12 protein-coding genes are annotated in these 16,852 nt (G+C 71.6%); 7 read left to right on the plus strand and 5 right to left on the minus strand.

Annotation, left to right across the window (positions count from 1 at the left end; translation table 11 throughout):
- Nucleotides 1–140 precede the first annotated feature (140 nt).
- Nucleotides 141–905 (minus strand): 2,3-dihydro-2,3-dihydroxybenzoate dehydrogenase, encoded by a 765-nt coding sequence (locus ACWDXC_RS17475; protein ID WP_219508736.1) that lies wholly within the window; start codon nt 903–905, stop codon nt 141–143.
- A 257-nt stretch (nt 906–1,162) separates the two neighbouring features.
- Between ACWDXC_RS17475 and ACWDXC_RS17480 the strand changes: the two genes are divergently transcribed.
- Both ACWDXC_RS17480 and cmdF read left to right on the plus strand, forming a co-directional pair.
- Nucleotides 1,163–4,396, plus strand: a complete 3,234-nt coding sequence (locus ACWDXC_RS17480) for a non-ribosomal peptide synthetase (RefSeq protein WP_449982747.1) — start codon at nt 1,163–1,165, stop codon at nt 4,394–4,396.
- The gene (gene cmdF, locus ACWDXC_RS17485) at nt 4,389–6,062 is read left to right on the plus strand and encodes a tyrosine 2,3-aminomutase (RefSeq protein WP_364181518.1); all 1,674 of its coding nucleotides are present in this window, start codon (nt 4,389–4,391) and stop codon (nt 6,060–6,062) included. The genes ACWDXC_RS17480 and cmdF overlap by 8 nt, the downstream gene beginning before the upstream one ends.
- Nucleotides 6,063–6,133: 71 nt before the next feature.
- On the opposite strand, the gene ACWDXC_RS17490 is transcribed toward cmdF, so the two are convergent.
- From ACWDXC_RS17490 to ACWDXC_RS17500, 3 genes are all read right to left on the minus strand, one after another.
- On the minus strand, nt 6,134–7,723 hold the full coding sequence (locus ACWDXC_RS17490) for a 4-hydroxyphenylacetate 3-hydroxylase family protein (protein WP_449982750.1): 1,590 nt from the start codon (nt 7,721–7,723) through the stop codon (nt 6,134–6,136).
- 10 nt (nt 7,724–7,733) lie between these two features.
- A complete protein-coding gene (locus ACWDXC_RS17495; protein ID WP_357592968.1) occupies nt 7,734–8,954 on the minus strand; it encodes an acyl-CoA dehydrogenase family protein in 1,221 nt (406 codons plus the stop codon).
- 217 nt (nt 8,955–9,171) lie between these two features.
- Nucleotides 9,172–9,600, minus strand: a complete 429-nt coding sequence (locus tag ACWDXC_RS17500; RefSeq protein ID WP_449982753.1) for an enediyne antibiotic chromoprotein — start codon at nt 9,598–9,600, stop codon at nt 9,172–9,174.
- Nucleotides 9,601–9,861: 261 nt separating this feature from the next.
- Here ACWDXC_RS17500 and ACWDXC_RS17505 point away from each other — a divergent pair, with 261 nt between their 5' ends.
- The 5 genes from ACWDXC_RS17505 to ACWDXC_RS17525 all read left to right on the plus strand — a co-directional run bounded on the left by ACWDXC_RS17505 (nt 9,862) and on the right by ACWDXC_RS17525 (nt 15,672).
- Nucleotides 9,862–10,620, plus strand: coding sequence for a class I SAM-dependent methyltransferase (locus ACWDXC_RS17505; RefSeq protein ID WP_449982757.1), 759 nt, complete (start codon nt 9,862–9,864; stop codon nt 10,618–10,620).
- A 6-nt stretch (nt 10,621–10,626) separates the two neighbouring features.
- Complete coding sequence (locus tag ACWDXC_RS17510; RefSeq protein WP_449982759.1) at nt 10,627–11,727, plus strand: DegT/DnrJ/EryC1/StrS family aminotransferase; 1,101 nt, start codon at nt 10,627–10,629, stop codon at nt 11,725–11,727.
- A 53-nt stretch (nt 11,728–11,780) separates the two neighbouring features.
- Nucleotides 11,781–13,001 (plus strand): class I SAM-dependent methyltransferase, encoded by a 1,221-nt coding sequence (locus ACWDXC_RS17515; RefSeq protein ID WP_357592972.1) that lies wholly within the window; start codon nt 11,781–11,783, stop codon nt 12,999–13,001.
- Nucleotides 13,002–13,103: 102 nt separating this feature from the next.
- Complete coding sequence (locus ACWDXC_RS17520) at nt 13,104–14,306, plus strand: acyltransferase family protein (RefSeq protein WP_449983448.1); 1,203 nt, start codon at nt 13,104–13,106, stop codon at nt 14,304–14,306.
- 88 nt (nt 14,307–14,394) lie between these two features.
- Nucleotides 14,395–15,672: a cytochrome P450 family protein gene (locus tag ACWDXC_RS17525; protein WP_449982762.1), complete on the plus strand. Its 1,278-nt coding sequence runs from the start codon at nt 14,395–14,397 to the stop codon at nt 15,670–15,672.
- A 65-nt stretch (nt 15,673–15,737) separates the two neighbouring features.
- Here the strand turns inward: ACWDXC_RS17525 and ACWDXC_RS17530 are convergent, their stop codons facing one another.
- Entirely contained in the window at nt 15,738–16,793 is a 1,056-nt protein-coding gene (locus ACWDXC_RS17530) for an NAD-dependent epimerase/dehydratase family protein (protein WP_219508723.1), read from the minus strand.
- Nucleotides 16,794–16,852: the final 59 nt, after the last annotated feature.

The following is a 16,852-nucleotide window of genomic DNA, read 5'->3' on the forward strand; positions in this document are numbered from 1 at the left end:
AACAGGAGAACGGCCCGCTCCGGGGAAACGGTCCACCGCGCCGTGTTGGCCGGTAGTTCGCCGGAGTCCGGCATCGGATAAGGCGTAATAGCAGGAATCCCGATCATTGTTGCCTCAATCTGGTCGTGCGATGAAGAAATTCAGGCGCCCAGTGCGGCGCCCCCGTCCACCGTCAGGTGCTGAAGCGTGATGTGGCTCGCCTTTTCGGAGAGCAGGAATGCGACCGTGTGCGCGATGTCGGCCGGGCTGGCGACCTTTCCGAGAGGGATGCCGGTGCGGTAGGCGCGCGGCTTGCCCTCGATCGACGAGCGCAACGCCCGGTCATGGTCGCTCCACAGCGCCGAGAGCATCGGGGTGTCGACCGAGCCCGGCGTCACCACGTTGCAGCGGATCCCGTACCCGGCCACCTCCAGGCCCAGCGACTTGGTGAACGCCGTGGCCGCGGCCTTGGAGGCGGCGTAGGCGGCCATGTCGGCGCGGGCGACCAGCGCCGCGTTGGAGGCGACGGTGACGACCGCGCCGGCCCGCCGCGGCACCATCCGGGACACGACCGCCCTGGAGACGTGGAAGACGCCGTCGACGTTGACCGCGAACGTGGCCGCCCAATCGGCGTCCGACATCGTCACCGCCCGGCCGGTGCGCAGCACCCCCGCGGCGTTGACCAGCTTGGTGACCGGCCCGAGCAGCCGCTCGGCCGCCTCGACCACCGCCTCCACCTGGGCGCTGGAGGCGACGTCCACGGGGAACGCCGCCACCCGCAGCCCGTCGGCCTCCAGCTTCCCGGCCAGCTCCCTCAGCCCGGCCTCGTCCCGGTCCAGGGCGGCCACCGCGATGCCCTCCTCTCCCAGCGTCCGCGCGATCGCCGCCCCGATGCCGCCGGCGGCTCCGGTGACCAGCGCCACCATCAGGAGCTCCCGGCGGAGAATCGCGTCAAATGAATGTGCATGATGAACTCAGCCGCCTTTCCCCGCACAATTGCCGAGGTGCGGGTCTGTCAATTTCCGGGTCTTTCTCTTACGTAAGAGACTGCGATCGGGGATGACCCGGAACAAGGCGGGAGCGTGGCAGCAAGTTGTCTTCCCGGCGCTGTTTCCTGCCAGCCCGGAGCAACGCAGCACGTCAAGAGATGCCCCAGGAGGCGGCCCGAGCTGACGATGTCGTGGTGAGGAAGTCCGGTGTCAAGAGAGCGGCGACCTCGTGGCTGCAGGACCAGGCATGGTTCCTGCAGAAACTGGTCCCGGATTCACCCGCCTACACGATGCTCCGCGCCTACCGAACGACCGGCGAACTCGACGTGCCCGCGCTCCGCGCCGCCTGGCGGGGGGTCGTGCTGCGGCACGAGATCCTGCGCACCACGCTCGTGGACGACGGCGGGCTGCCCGTGCAGGAGATCGCCGGCGACTGCCACCCGCACGCCTTCACCGAGCTCGACGCCACCGGCGCCACGGCCGAGCAGCTCTGCGCCGACCTCGCGCGCACCCCGCTCGACCTGGAGGACGGCCCGCTCGCGCAGCTCACCGTGGCCCGGCCGGCCGACGGCGGCCACCTGCTCGTGCTGCGGCTGCACGAGGCCGTCGCCGACGAGTGGTCGCTTCCCACGCTGCTCGACGAGCTCTCCGACGGCTACGCCGACCAGCGGGTGCCGCCGCCGCCCGAGGGGTTCCAGTACGCCTCCTACGCCCGCTGGCAGCGCGACCAGGGGCACACGCCCGAGTTCCACGGGCTGCTGCGCTGGTGGACCGGGCACCTGACGCCGCCGCCCGCCTCCCCGGCGCCGCCCGCCGACCGGCCCCGCCCCGACGGGCCGTCCTTCGGCGGCGGGGCGGTCCCCTTCGCCTGGGCGCCCGCGCTCGGGCAGGCCGTCGCCGAGCTGTCCCGCGAGGAACGGGTCAGCGCCCCCGCGGTGCTGCTGGCCGCGTTCCTGTGCCTGCTGCGCCGCCACAGCGGCGAGGACCGGGTGGCCGTCGGCGCCCCCGTCAACCTGCGGCCCGCGGTCCGCACCGGCGCGCTCGTCGGCCCGTTCCGCAACCACGTGGTGCTGTGCGCCGACCTGTCCGGCGGGATCACGTTCCGGCAGGCGGTGCGCCGGGTGGCCAAGGCCGTGGCGCACGCCTACCAGCGCCGGATCGTCCCCTACGACCGGCTGGTGCAGGCGCTGCGGCTGGAGCGGGACCCGCGCCGGATGCCGCTGTGCGACGTGCTGTTCGACTACCGCGACGAGGCCGAGCCGCTGCCCGTCCTGGGCGACGCCGAGGTGCGCCCGGTGCGGCCGCGCGCGGGCTCGGCCAGGACCGACCTGTGCCTCACGGTCGAGCACGTCGGCTCCGGCCTCACCGGGGAGCTGACCTACCGCGACAGCCTGTACGAGGACGAGTCCGCCGGGCAGCTCCTCGACCAGCTCCGCACGTTCCTGGCCATCGCCCTGCGCGCCCCGGACCTGCCCGCCGACCAGATCCCGCTGGAGGACTACGCCCGCACCCGCGCCCGGGTGCGCGAGGCCGACCGGACCGGGGTGCTCGACCCGCTGCTGCCGTCCGTGCCCGAGCTCGTGCGCGCCCGCGCCACCCGCACCCCGGACGCGGTCGCGGTGGACTGGCCGGACGCCGCGCTGACCTTCCGCGAGCTGGACGCGCGCGCCTCGGCCGTCATCACCGCCCTGCGCGCGCTGCCCGCCGACGCGCCCCCCGGAGAACCCGGCGGGGCCGCCGCCGAGTCCGCCGCCGGGACTCTCGGGGACGCCTCCGTGGTCGTCCGGATGGCGCCGGGCCCCGCCCAGGTCGCCGCCGTGCTCGGCACGCTCGGCGCGGGCGCCAGGCTCACCTGCCTGGCCACCGGCGACGCGGGGGAGCGGGGCAAGGCCGTGCTCGCCGAGCTGCGGCCCGCCTGCGTGCTCACCGAGGGCCGGTCCGACGACCTGATCCGCTGGTACGAGGACGAGCTCGGCGGAACCGTCGTCGACGTCACCGCCCTCGGCGTCCCGGCCCGTCCGGCCGCCCTGGTCACCCCCATGACCACCGCGCCCGCCTACGTCGCCTACACCTCCGGCTCGACCGGCAGGCCCAAGGGCATCATCCAGTCGCACGGCAGCCTCGCCCAGTTCGCCACCTGGCTGGCCACCGAGTTCCGGATGCGGCCGGGCGCCCGCGTCGCCCAGTGGGCGGCGCCCGGCTACGACGCCGCGCTCGTCGAGACGTTCGCCGCGCTGACCGGCGGCGCGACGCTCTGCCCGGTCCCCGAGCGGATCAGGGCGAACCCGGAGAAGCTGGCCGCCTGGCTCGCCGACGAGCGCATCACGCTGCTGCAGACCGTGCCGAGCTTCGCGCGCAAGCTCCTCGACGCGATCACCGCCGACGGCGCCGGCCGCTCGCTCTCGCTCGGCTGCCTGCTGCTCGCCGGCGAGCCTCTGCCCGGCGAGCTGGCCGCCGACCTGCGCGCCGCCCTGCCCGCCGTCCGGCTGGCGAACCTGTACGGCGCCACCGAGACGATCCTGGCCACCTGGTACGAGGTGACCGGCCCGGTGCCCGGCATGACGCCGATCGGCACGTCCATCCCCGGCCGCCAGGTCGTCGTGCTGGACGACTGGGACCGGCCCTGCCCGCCCGGCGTCACCGGGCACCTGGTGGTCAGGAGCCCGTACGTCGCGCTCGGCTACGCGGGCGCGGGCGCCGACACGCGGCCCTTCGAGCCCGTCTACCACCTCCAGGCGTGCGGGTCCGGCTTCGGCCGCTTCTACCGCACCGGCGACCTCGGCCGCCTGCGGTGGGACGGCCTGCTGGAGTTCCGCGGGCGCGGCGACTCCCAGATCAAGTTCCACGGCACCCGCGTCGAGCTGGCCGAGGTCGAGGACGCGCTGAACCGGAACGAGGCGGTCGCCGAGTGCGCGGTCGTCCCGGTGAGCGGCCCCGACGGCTGGGTCACCCGCCTGGTCGCCTACGTCGTGCCGAACCGCACGGCGGCGGGCGAGGCGGAGGTGCGGGCCGCCGACCTGCGGGCCACGCTGCGCGCCCGGTTCGGCAAGAGCACGCTGCCCCTGTCGGTCAGGACGGTCGGCGCGCTGCCCCGCAACGTCGGCGGCAAGATCGACCGGCGGATGCTGCCGGCGCTGCCCGCGGGCGGCGCGAACCGGAGCGCGCGGACGCCGGCCGAGCTCGAACTGGCCGCCATCTGGTCAGACGTCCTGGGCGCCGAGCCGGACGGCGACGGGGACCCCTTCTTCGCGGTGGGCGGGCACTCGCTCATGGTGCCCCGCCTGCTCGATCGCGTGCGTGACCGGTTCGGCGTGGAGATCCCCCTGTGGGAGTTCTTCGCCAACCCCACCCTGAACGGCCTGGCCGCTCAGGTCAGCGCGCACGCGCTTTCCGCTGATGCTGTCAACCAATCTATGGCGGGTGAGTGATGTGACACTGGTGGAGACCTCGACGTCAGTCGACTTCGATGGGGAGAACCTGGATGTCCCGACAGTACGGCTGATCGCCGAGAACCAGGTCACCTGCGGCGTCGCCCCGTCCGCCCTGGCCAAGGTCGCGGCCAACCGGCGGCTGTTCGAGGACGTCATCGCACGTGGCATCCCCGTGTACGGCGTGACGACCGGCTACGGCGAGATGATCTACATGCTCGTCGACACCTCCAACGAGATCCAGCTCCAGACCAACCTCGTCCGCAGCCACTGCGCCGGCGTCGGCCCGATCTTCGCCGAGGACGAGGCACGGGCGGTCCTCACGGCCCGGCTCAACGCCCTGTCCAAGGGCTACTCGGCGGTCCGGCCCGAACTGCTCGAACGCATGGCGCTCTACCTCAACCTCGGCATCACGCCCGCCATCCCCGAGATCGGGTCGCTGGGCGCCAGCGGCGACCTCGCGCCGCTGGCGCACGTCGCCTCGACGCTCATCGGCGAGGGGTACGTGCTGCGCGACGGCCGCCGCACCGAGACCGGGCCGGTGCTGCGCGAGCTCGGCATCGAGCCGCTGCAGCTGCGGTTCAAGGAGGGCCTGGCGCTCATCAACGGCACCTCGGCGATGACCGGGCTCGGCTGCCTGCTCGTCACCCGGGCGCTCGACCAGGTCCGGCAGGCCGAGATCGTCACCGCGCTGATCTGCGAGGTGCTGCAGGGCTCGACCAGTCCGTTCGTGGCCGACGGGCACGACATCGCCCGCCCCCACCAGGGGCAGATCGACGTCGCCGCCAACATGCGCGCCCTGCTCAGCGGCAGCGGCCTGGCGGTGGAGCACAGCGAGCTGCGCCAGGCGCTCAGCGTCGACCCGCTGCGCCTGTCGATCCTGCGCGACCGGGAGCCGCCGCGCCGCCGCAAGGACGGCGACGCGCCCGAGCACGGCGTCCACCGGACCGAGGTCTACCTGCAGAAGGCGTACACGCTGCGGGCCATCCCGCAGGTCGTCGGCGCCGTCCGTGACACGGTCTACCACGCCGCCGCCACGCTGCGCACCGAGCTCAACTCCTCCAACGACAACCCCCTCGTCTTCGAGGGCAAGGAGGTCTTCCACGGCGCCAACTTCCACGGCCAGCCGGTCGCCTTCGTCATGGACTACCTGACGATCGCGCTCACCCAGCTCGGCGTCTTCTCCGAGCGGCGCACCAACCGGCTGCTCAACCGCCACCTCAGCAACGGCCTGCCCGAGTTCCTCGTCGCCGGCGACCCCGGCCTCAACAGCGGGTTCGCCGGAGCCCAGTACCCCGCCACCGCCCTGGTCGCGGAGAACCGGACGATCGGCCCGGCCAGCACCCAGAGCGTGCCGTCCAACGGCGACAACCAGGACGTCGTCAGCATGGGCCTGATCGCCGCCCGCAACGCCCGCCGGGTGCTGCAGAACAACAGCAGGATCCTCGCGGTGGAGTTCCTGTCCGCCGCCCAGGCCGTGGACCTGTCGGGCCGCGCGGACCGGCTCAGCCCGGCCGGGCGGGCCACGTACGAGCGGGTCCGCTCGCTCGTGCCGGTCCTGGAGGCGGACCGGTACATGGCCGACGACATCGAGCTGGTGGCCTCGGCGATCTCGCGGGGCGAGTTCCTGGACGCGGTCGTCCAGGCCGACGTCGCCCTCCGCTAGACCCGCCGGACCCCGTACGCGAAGCGCCCCCGGGAGGTGATCCCGGGGGCGCTTTCTCGCGGGCTCGGCGCTCAGTGGCGCAGGCCGTTCTTCGCCTGGCGCAGGTGCTCGAAGGAGGACAGGTCGGGCGCCGTCCAGCCGTCCAGGTCGTACTCGCTCAGGCACTGGTCGACGAACGCCTTGTAGCCGTCCACCTGGCCGCTGGCGGTCTGCGCGGCCAGCAGCTCCACGCGGGTGTTCTCGTGGTTGCCGGCGTAGTTGCGCTCGTACAGCTCGTGCCGGCCGCCGAACTCGGTGCCCACGGCGTCCCAGAGCAGCTTCATCACCTTGATCCGCTCGACCGAGTCGATGCCGCCGGAGCCGCGCAGGTACTTGTCCAGGTACGGCCGCACCTCGGGGTTCTTGAAGTCCTCGGCGCTGGAGTTGATGTAGATCAGGCCGCTGGCGATGTCCTGGTGGATGATCTTCTTGACCCGGGGGTAGCCGGTCTGCATGAACCAGCGGTAGGCCAGGCCGTACTCCGGGTTGGGCAGGACCGCGCCGTTGCGCCATTCGACGGGGTTGCGCGCGGCCGCGTCCGACAGGCCCCAGAACAGGTTGCGCCAGGCCAGCACCTCGCCGATGCGGCTCTGCACGCCCCGGAAGTCCTTGGTGCCGGTGATCTCCACGGCCTTGGCCAGCAGGCCCGCGATGAACTCCAGCTTGACCGCCAGGCGGGTGCAGCCGTGGAAGGTGAAGCGCTCGGGGAAGCCGGAGCGGCCGGTGAACAGCTGCACCTTGCCGAGGTGGCCGTAGATGAAGACGTTCTCCCAGGGGATGAGCACCTTGTCCAGGACGAGGATCGTGTCGTTCTCGTCCAGCCGCGACGACAGGGGATAGTCGAACGGGCTGCCCATCACGGTCGCCGCGGCGGTGTAGGACGGCCGGCAGATCAGCTTCAGCCCCGGCGCGTTCATCGGGATGGTCGCCACCAGCGCGAACTTCTTGTCCTTGATCGGCAGGCCGTAGTGGGCGATGAAGTTGTAGTGCGTCAGCGCCGACCCCGTCGCCACCACCTTCGCCCCGCTCACCACGAGCCCGGCGTCGGTCTCCTTCTCCACGTGCACGAACACGTCGGCGACCTCGTCCGGCGGCCGGCTGCGGTCCACCGGCGGGTGCACGATCGCGTGGTTCCAGAACAGGACCTTCTCCTGCGACTCCCGGTACCAGCGCCGCGCGTTGTCGGCGAACGGCTCGTAGAACTCGGCGTTGGCGCCCAGCGTGCCGAGGAAGGCCGCCTTGTAGTCGGGGCTGCGGCCCATCCAGCCGTAGCTCATCCGCGCCCACGCGGCGATGGCGCGCTGGTTGGCCACCAGGTCGTCGGCGCTGCGCGGGGTGGTGAAGAAGCTGTGGGTGAAGCCGTCGCCGCCCGTGTCGGTCGGCACGACGAGGTCGCCGCGCCGCTCCGGGTCGTGCAGCGCGTCGTAGAGCCTGGCGGTCATCCGGATCGGGTTGTGGAACGCCGGGTGCGCGGTCACGTCCGAGACGCGGTCGCCGTACAGGTAGATCGCCCGGTCGTCGCGCAGGCTCTCGACGTACTCGGCGCCGGTCATCGGGCGGGTCTTCGGCCGGCTGTCCGGCCCGGTGTCCGGGATGTGTGGCGCGTCCTGCAGGTCAGTCATGGCAATTCCCCTATTCGAGCCCGAACCGGGCCTTGGCCAGATCGCGTTTGGCGATTTTGGCGAGGTAGGTGGACAGGCCGGCGTGCGTGACGAACATCGACATGTCCCGCCACACCCGCTCGACGCGCTCGCCGGCGCGCACGGCGCTCGAACCCGCCGTGGGGAACAGGTGCGACTCGACCGCCCGCCAGCACAGCGCCACGGCCTCCTGGCAGATCGCCGCCAGCCGCAGCTCGTGCTCGTGGGTGACGGCCGCCGCGCCGCGGGCGCTCGTCTCGCGCCACTGCCGCACGGCGTCCGTGGTCGCGGCCTCGGCCGTGGCGATCAGGCCCGCGGCCTTGCCGTACGTGAGCTGGAAGTCCGGGTCCTCGGTACGGGTCACGATGGGCGGGAACGGCGTCGTGCGGGTCCGCATGAGGTCCTCGTAGGCGTCCAGCGCGCCCTTGGCCATGCCGACCGCCAGCAGCGCGTCCTCCATGACCATGAAGCTGAGCTGCCCGCCGCCGTACTCGGGGCCGTGCAGCTCGCGGCCGGGGGTGCCGCCGGTGACGTCGATCTGGCTCATGTGGTGCTTGAGCACGTAGCGGTCGGGGACGCGGCCGCCGGTGATGCGGATGCTGTGCGAGCCGCTGCCCTTCAGGCCCAGCGCGTGACCCCAGTCGTCGAGCCGGGTCCACTCGCTGCGCGGGGCGATGAACATGATCGGCTCGCCCGACTCGATCAGGGCGTGCCCCATGAAGTGGGTGGCGTACGGCGACCCCGAGCAGTAGCCCCAGGTGCCGTTGATCAGCCAGTCGCCGTCCGGCGTGCGCTCGGCCGTGCCGCCGGGCATCACGGTCGCGGGGCAGATGAACTCCCCGGAGGCGAAGATCTCCTCCTGGGTGCGCTCGTCGAAGATCGTCGCGGCCGGGAGCGCGTGCGCGGCGCCCAGGCAGAACATCCAGCCCGTCGAGGGGCAGCCCCGGGTCAGGTTGATCGCCACGCGGACGAAGGTGTCGATCCCGAACTCGTAGCCGCCGAACCGGCGGGGGACCAGGATGCGGTAGAAGCCCGCTCTGGAGAACTCCTCGTGGACGTCCTCGGCGTAGAACGTGCGCCGCTCGGTCTCGGCCTGGCGCTCGGCCAGCGCGGGAATCATGGCCTCCGCCCTGGCGACCACGTCCTCGGGGGTGAGTCCGGGCTCCGGCGGTTCGGCGAGGCGGTGCTCGAAAACAGTGGTGTCGACACCCATCGCTATGCGCGTCCTCACGGTTTCGTGGTCGAATCGGACATGCCGCCAGCGTCACATCCACGATTTGGCCGCGCATCTCCCGGCGTGCTGTTCTGCGCGGGCACGGCGAAGCCCCCGGTTCAGGAAGCATTTTCCCGAACCAGGGGCTTTCGATTTCCGCGTCATTCCGGTGTGTTGGCGGCCGGATTTTTTCTCCCGGTGGATTACCGCTGGTTTGTCAGTTGAAGGAGATGGCCACCTCCCCGAGCACCTGCTCGTTGTTGCCGGCGCCGACGAAGCAGGAGGCCGCCGCGCAGTCCACCGGGCCCACCGGGGTGCCGTCGTAGCCGACGCCGTCGAACTGGCGGTTGAGCTTCAGCGGGATGGTGGCCGAACCGCTCGCGTCGGTGGTGAACGAGGTGGCCGTGCCGCCGTCGCAGGCGGCGCCCGAGGCCGTGTTGGCGCAGGTGGCGATGCCGAACACCGCATTGGGCAGGGCCCCGGTGACGGTCACCGTGGCAGTCGCGCCGTCCGACACGCCGGAGGCCGGCGAGACGGAGAACGACGGGGCCGCGGCGGAGGCCGCCGGGCTGGTGGCGAAGGCCAGGCCGAGCGTGACCGTGGCGGCGAGACCCAGCTTGGCAATCAGACCAGTCTTGCGCGTCATTCTTTACTCCTTTTTCCGGGGCGATTTGTTTCGCCGTCGTGAGTACAACTCTGCGGCATCGGCCGGGCGGGTGCCAGAGGAAATCAATTCAGCAAGCTGCAGTGACGGTGACTGCATCTTGTCAATGATCGCCTTGCGTTCTGTTTGACGATGGGCTATTCGCAGGCGAGCAAGGCCGGATAAGACAGCGGGCCGCGCAGCCGGGAGAATCCGGACCAGTGTGCCCGTCCGTACGGCACGGCTCATCGGTTGGGAGCGGCTGTGACCATTGACCAGATCACCCGGGACGCCAACGTCTACGGCGACGACATCAGCGAGATCTACGACCTGCTCTACCTGCGGCGCGGCAAGGACTACGCGGGGGAGGCCGACATCGTGACCAGCCTCGTGCGCGAGCGCGCGCCGCACGCCGACTCCCTGCTCGACGTGGCCTGCGGGACGGGCGAGCACCTCAGGACGCTGCGCACCCGCTTCTCCCTGGTCGAGGGGGTGGAGCTGTCGGCGGCGATGCGGGCCAGGGCCCAGGCCAAGCTCCCCGGCGTCGCCGTCCACCCGGGCGACATCCGCGACTTCCGGCTCGGCCGCGTCTTCGACGCCGTGTGCAGCCTCTACAGCACGGTCGGCTACATGGCGGGCACCGAGGAGCTCGACGCCGCCGTGGCGAGCATGGGCCGGCACGTGGCCCCCGGCGGGGTGCTCATCGTGGAGCCCTGGTACTTCAAGGACGGCTTCGCCGACGGGCACATCGGCGACGACGTGGTCCGCGAGGACGGCCGGACCATCGCCAGGGTGGCCAGGTCGTCCCGCGTGGGCGACACCGTCCGCGTCGAGGCGCACTACCTGGTGGCCGACGGCGCCGGGGTGCGCCACTTCGAGCACACGCAGGTGATGAACCTGTTCTCCCGCGCCGAGTACGCGGCGGCCTTCGAGCGGGCCGGCTTCACCGCCGAGTGCCTGGAGGAGACCGGGCCGCTGCTCGCCGGCCGCTCCCTGTTCCTCGGCGTGCGACGGGACGGATGATCCGCGGTGATCCCCCTGTTCAAGGTCGAGGTGGCGGCCGGCGCCGCCGACCGGGTCACCGCCGTGCTCGACAGCGGCATGCTCGGGCACGGGCCGCTGGTCGAGGAGTTCGAGCGGCAGCTCGGCGAGCGGATCGGCAACCCGTACGTGGCGGCGCTGAACAACGCCACCTCCGGCCTGCAGCTCGCGCTGCGCCTGGCCGGGGCCGACGGCGAGGTCCTGAGCACGCCGTTCACGTTCGAGGCGACGAACTGGAGCATCCTGGCCGGCGGCGGGCGCATCACCTGGGTGGACGTCGACCCGGCCACGCTCAACGTGGACCTCGAGGACCTCGCCAAGAAGATCACCCCCCGCACCCGGGCGGTCATGGTGGTGCACTGGGGCGGCTGCCCGGTCGACGTCGAGCGCCTGGCCCGCATCCTGGACGACGCCGAGGCCGCCCACGGGCGCCGGCCGGTCGTCGTCGAGGACTGCGCCCAGGCGTGGGGCGCCACCGTGCACGGCCGGCCGCTGGGCCGCCACGGCAACCTGTGCGTCTACAGCTTCCACGCCACCAAGCACCTGAGCTGCGGCACCGGCGGCCTGCTCGTGCTGCCCGACGAGGAGTCGCTGCGGCGCGCCCGGCGGCTGCGCTTCTTCGGCATCGAGCGCGACGCCGACCGCGTGCACGCCGACTACGACGTGCCCGAGTGGGGCTACAACTTCTACCTGAACGAGATCGGCGCGGCCATCGGGCTCAGCAGCCTCACCGTGGTCGACGAGCGGATCGCCCGCCACCGCGCCAACGCCGCCTACTACGACGCCGAGCTGGCCGGGGTGCCCGGCCTGGAGCTGACCGCGCGCACGCCCGGCCTGGACTCGTCGTTCTGGCTCTACCCGGTCCTCGTGGAGGACCGCGACGCGTTCATCGGCAAGCTCGCCGCCGCCGGGGTCGCGGCGAGCGTGGTGTGCCGGCGCAACGACGCGCACGGCTGCGTGACGCCGTCGGCCGAGCCGCTGCCCGGCCTGGAGGCGGTGCACGACCGGGTGGTCAACATCCCGGTCGGCTGGTGGCTGTCGGACGAGGACCGGGCGCACGTCGCGCACGCCATAAGATCCGGCTGGTGACTCATGGCAATCGCCGATAAAGGTTCGCGCCCGGCCGGTGTTAACGTCTATTCATGGACGCTTCCTGTCGAATTTGCAGCGGGCCGGTCAAGGCGTTTGTCGACCTCGGTTTCCAGCCCCGCGGAAACGCTTTTCCCCGGGCCGACCGGGTGGCCGGTGAATTCCGTTACCAGCTGGTCGTGGGAATGTGCGACTCGTGCACCATGGTCCAGCTGATGGCGGACATTCCCCAGGAAGTCAGATATCACGACGAATACCCGTACCACGCCTCCAACTCGGTGGTGCACAGCCGGCATTTCGAGGGCCTGGCGCGGCATTTCCTGGAGCACGAGCTGACCGGGCCCGACCCGTTCATCGCGGAGATCGGCAGCAACGACGGCGTCATGCTCGCCACCATCGCCGCGGCCGGCGTGCGCCACCTGGGCATCGAGCCGTCGGCCCAGGTGGCGGAGATGTCCAGGGCGCGGGGCGTGCGGGTGCTGTCGCAGTTCTTCGACGAGGACAGCGCCGGGCCGATCCGCGCCGAGCACGGCCCGGCCGACGTGATGTTCGGCGCGAACGTGATCGCCCACATCTCCCACCTGGCCTCGGTGCTCAAGGGCGCCAAGAAGCTGCTCGGCCCGGACGGCGTCTTCGTCTTCGAGGAGCCCTACCTCGGCAGCGTCGTCGAGCAGACCGCGTTCGACATCCTCTACGACGAGCACTCCTTCGTCTTCTCCGTGCGCGCCATCCAGGCCGCGGCCGAGCTGTACGGGCTGGAGCTCGTCGACGCCGAGCCGGTGGCGCTGCACGGCGGCTCGATGCGCTACACGCTGGGCCAGCCCGGCGCCCGCCCGGTCGCCCCCGCGGTGCCCGAGCTGCTGGCCGCCGAGGCCGCCCAGCGGCTGGGCGAGCACGCCACGCTGGAGGCCTTCGCCCGCCGCGCCGAGCGCATCCGCGACGAGCTGACCGCCCTCGTCGGGTCGCTGCGCGCCCAGGGCAAGAAGGTCGTCGGCTACGGCGCCCCCGCCAAGATCACCACGGTGACCAACTACTGCGGCTTCGGCCCCGACGTCATCCCCTTCGTCTGCGACTCCACGCCCTCCAAGCAGGGCCGCGTGGTGGCCGGCTCGCACATCCCCGTGGTGGCGCCGTCCGTGTTCGCCGAGAGCGACGCCGACCACGCCATCCTGTTCGCCTGGAACCACGCCGAGGAAATCATGGCGAAAGAGCGCGCGTTCGCCGAGCGCGGCGGGCGCTGGGTTCTCTACGTGCCCGAGGTGCATATCGTCTGAGCATTTTCAGCACATGGGGAGATGCGCCGTGCGGGGTGGCCGCCCACCATTTAGTTAATTCCCCCAGCCGGGCGGTCCGAGAGAAAGGAACCCACGGTGTCTGTGGCGGCGGAAATCAGTCATACAGGCGCTCTCGGAGAGCGCCGCCCCGACCTTCCCGCATTGACCGGACTACGCATCATCGCGGCGTTGCTCGTTTTCATGAGCCACGTCGTCTATCCCATGACGTCGGGAAACCAGAATCCCGCGACCCCCTACAGCGACGACGGGATCACCCAGACGCTCGTCTGGCTCTTCTTTCCCGGCGGCTACATCGGCGTCTCGTTCTTCTTCATCCTGAGCGGCTTCGTCATCACCTGGTCCTGGCAGCCGGGCGGCCGGGCCACGTCCTTCTGGCGGCGGCGGGCGGTGAAGATCCTGCCCAACCACGCCGTCACCTGGGGCCTGGCGATGCTGCTGTTCGCCGCGTCGTTCACGCCCCTGTGGGGCCTGCCGAACCTGTTCCTGGTCAACTCGTTCTCGCCCGACCCCAACCTGTGGGGCGGCGCGAACATGCCGGCCTGGTCGCTCAGCTCCGAGATGCTGTTCTACCTGCTCTTCCCGCTGCTGATCATCCCGATCGCCAAGATCAAGGAGAGCCGGCTGTGGCTGTCGGCCGGCCTCGTGGTCCTGGCCATGGCCGCGGTCTGCGTGGCCACGCTCACGCTGCTGCCCGACTCGCCCCGCTACCCGGGTGAGGCGCTGGCGCTGACGCAGTTCTGGTTCGTCTACATGTTCCCGCCGGCGCGGCTGTTCGAGTTCGTGCTCGGCATGGTCCTGGCCAGGATCGTGATCAGCGGCCGGTGGCCCCGCATCGGGATCGCCCCGGTCATCGCCCTGCTCGTGGCCGCCTACGCCGCCACGCTGTGGGTGCCGGAGCCGTACAGCATCTCGCTCGTCACCGCGATCCCGTTCGGGCTGGCCATCGGCACCTACGCCGCGGCCAACCTGCGCGGCCGGCGCACCTTCATGGGCAGCCGGGTCATGGTGTGGCTCGGCACCGTCTCGTTCGCCTTCTACATGACCCAGGCCGTGGTGCTCTACTGGCTGCGCGGCGCGGTGCTCGGCGACGCCGAGTACGGGCCCGTCGGCGGCACGCTGCTGATCCTGGGCCTCATCGCGGTCAACGTCGTGGCCGCCTGGCTGCTCTACACGCTGGTCGAGCGGCCCGCGATGCGGCACTGGAGCCGGTCGAAGAAGACGCCGCCGCCACCGCCGCGGGAGCCGGCGCGCGCCCCGGTGCCCACCGCCTCAGCCGCCGAGTGACCCTTCCCCCCGCTGTGCCCGCGATGCCCACCCCTCTTCAGCGGTGGGCATCGGCGTAACACGATCGACCACGACCCAGGAGAGTTCCGTGAACAGACGTTGCCCGGTCCTCGACACCACCGGCAAGAACATCCACGCCGAGACGGACCAACTGCGCTCGCGCGGCCACGCGACCCAGGTCGAGCTGCCCGGCGGGGTCATCGCCTGGTCCGTCAACACCCACGCCGCGATCAGGCGGCTGCTCACCGACCCGAACGTCACCAAGAGCGCCCGCAACCACTGGCCCGCCTTCCGCAACGGCGAGATCCCGCCCGACTGGGAGATGATCAGCTGGGTGGCCATGGACAACATGGTCACCGCGTACGGCAAGGACCACGTGCGGCTGCGCAAGCTCGTCGGCAAGGCGTTCACGCCCCGGCGCACCGAGGCGATCCGCCCGCGCATGGCCGAGCTGACCAACCAGCTCCTGGACGCCCTGGCGGCCGTGCCGCCCGGCGAGGTCGTCGACCTGCGGCAGAGCTTCGCCTACCCGCTGCCCGCCATGCTGGTGGCCGACCTCATCGGCATGTCGGAGGCGGCCCGCGTGCAGACCGCCAAGGTCATCGACATGATGGTCGACACCACCGTGAGCCCCGAGCAGGCCCAGGGCATCCTGCTCGGCTGGCGCGGCGCGATGGAGGAGCTCATCGCCGAGAAGCGCCGCAACCCCGGCGAGGACATCACCAGCGACCTCGTGGCCGCCCGCGACGAGGACGGGTCGCGGTTGTCGGAGGTCGAGCTCACCGACACGATCTTCGCGATCCTCGGCGCCGGCTCCGAGACCACGATCAACTTCTTCGACAACGCCATCACCGCGCTGCTCACCCACCCCGACCAGCTCGACCTCGTCCGGACCGGGCGGGCGAGCTGGGACGACGTCATCGACGAGACCCTGCGCGTCGACTCGCCGCTCGTCCACCTGCCGCTGCGCTACGCCGTCACCGACATCCACCTGGACGGCGTCACGATCCCGCAGGGCGACCCGATCCTCATCAACTACAGCGCCGTGGGCCGCGACCCCGCCCTGCACGGGGAGGAGGCCGGCCGCTTCGACATCACCCGGCCGGACAAGGAGCATCTGTCCTTCGGCTACGGCCCGCACTACTGCCTGGGCGCCAGCATCGCCCGCGCGGTCGCCCAGACGGGGCTCTCGACGCTGTTCGAGCGCTTCCCCGACCTGAGCCTCGCGGTGCCGCGCGAGGAGCTGGTGCCGCTGCCCACGTTCATCATGAACGGCCACCAGGCCCTGCCCGTCCGCCTCACCGCCGACGTGCCCGCCGAGGTGCCCGCCGAGGTGCCCGCCGCAGTGCCCGCCGGGGCCCGTTAGCCCGCCCGCACGACCGACGATCCGGCCCGGAGCACCGGGCCGGATCGTCGCGTTCCGGGGGCGGGTCACGCCGCGGCCGCCAGCGGCCGGGCCCGGACGGCGCCGGCGCCGGTGTCGTCCAGGGCGAGCCACCACGGGTTCGCCCTGGCCCACTCGATCGTCCGCAGCAGCCCCTCCTCCAGCGACGTGGCGCACTCCCAGCCCAGCACCCGCCGCGCCTTGGAGCTGTCGGGGATGCGCCGGGGCACGTCCTCGTAGGCGGAGCCGAGCGCGGCCCGGGTGTCGACCGCGATCTCCTCGGCCTCGGCGCCCGTCAGCTTCGCCACCAGCTCCCCGGCGTCCCTGATGCTCGTCTCCACCATGCTGCCCAGGTTGAACGACTCGCCGACGGCCGCCGGGTGCGAGGCCGCCAGCAGGGTCCCCGCCACGGCGTCGTCCACGTACGTGAAGCAGCGGGTCTGCTCGCCGCGGTCGTACATGACGATCGGCCGGCCGTTGAGCGCCCGGTGCACGCTGCGGCTGAGGACGAACGCGGGCCGCTGGCGCGGGCCGTAGGCGTTGAAGTAACGCACCACCGTGGTCTCCAGGCCGTGCTGGCGGCCGAAGGCGAACGTCAGGTGCTCGGTCAGCGCCTTGGCCGAGGAGTACGTCCACCGGTCGGCCGAGGTGGAGCCGAGGACCCGGTCGGCCTCCTCCGTCCACGGCACCGCCGGGTTCTTGCCGAACACCTCGCTGGTGCTCGCCACCACGACCCGCGCCCCGGCCCGCGCGGCGGCCTCCAGGACGTTACGGGTGCCCTGGAAGTTGATGTCGATGACGTCCAGCGGGCGGGCCAGGTACTGGTCCACGCCGACCACCGCCGCCAGGTGGTACACCACGTCCACGCCCTTGCCCACGGCCCTGGCCAGGTCACCGGGATCACGCACGTCACCGAGCACCAGCCGGGCGTGCGCCCGCGCCATCCGCTGCGTCTCGGGCAGCGGCCCGCTGTCGAAGACGGTCACCTCGTCACCGCGGGCGATCAGCCGCTCCACCAGATGGCTGCCGATGAATCCGGAACCACCGGTCACGACCACGCGGGCGGGCCTCGGGCTGAGCTGCGCCAGATCTGCGTTCGGCATTTTTCCGTCCCTTTCACGGGGTGGTTATTTTCTTCGACACCTCCAATATCCCGCGTCCG

It is taken from the genome of Nonomuraea sp. NPDC003214, from assembly GCF_053590035.1.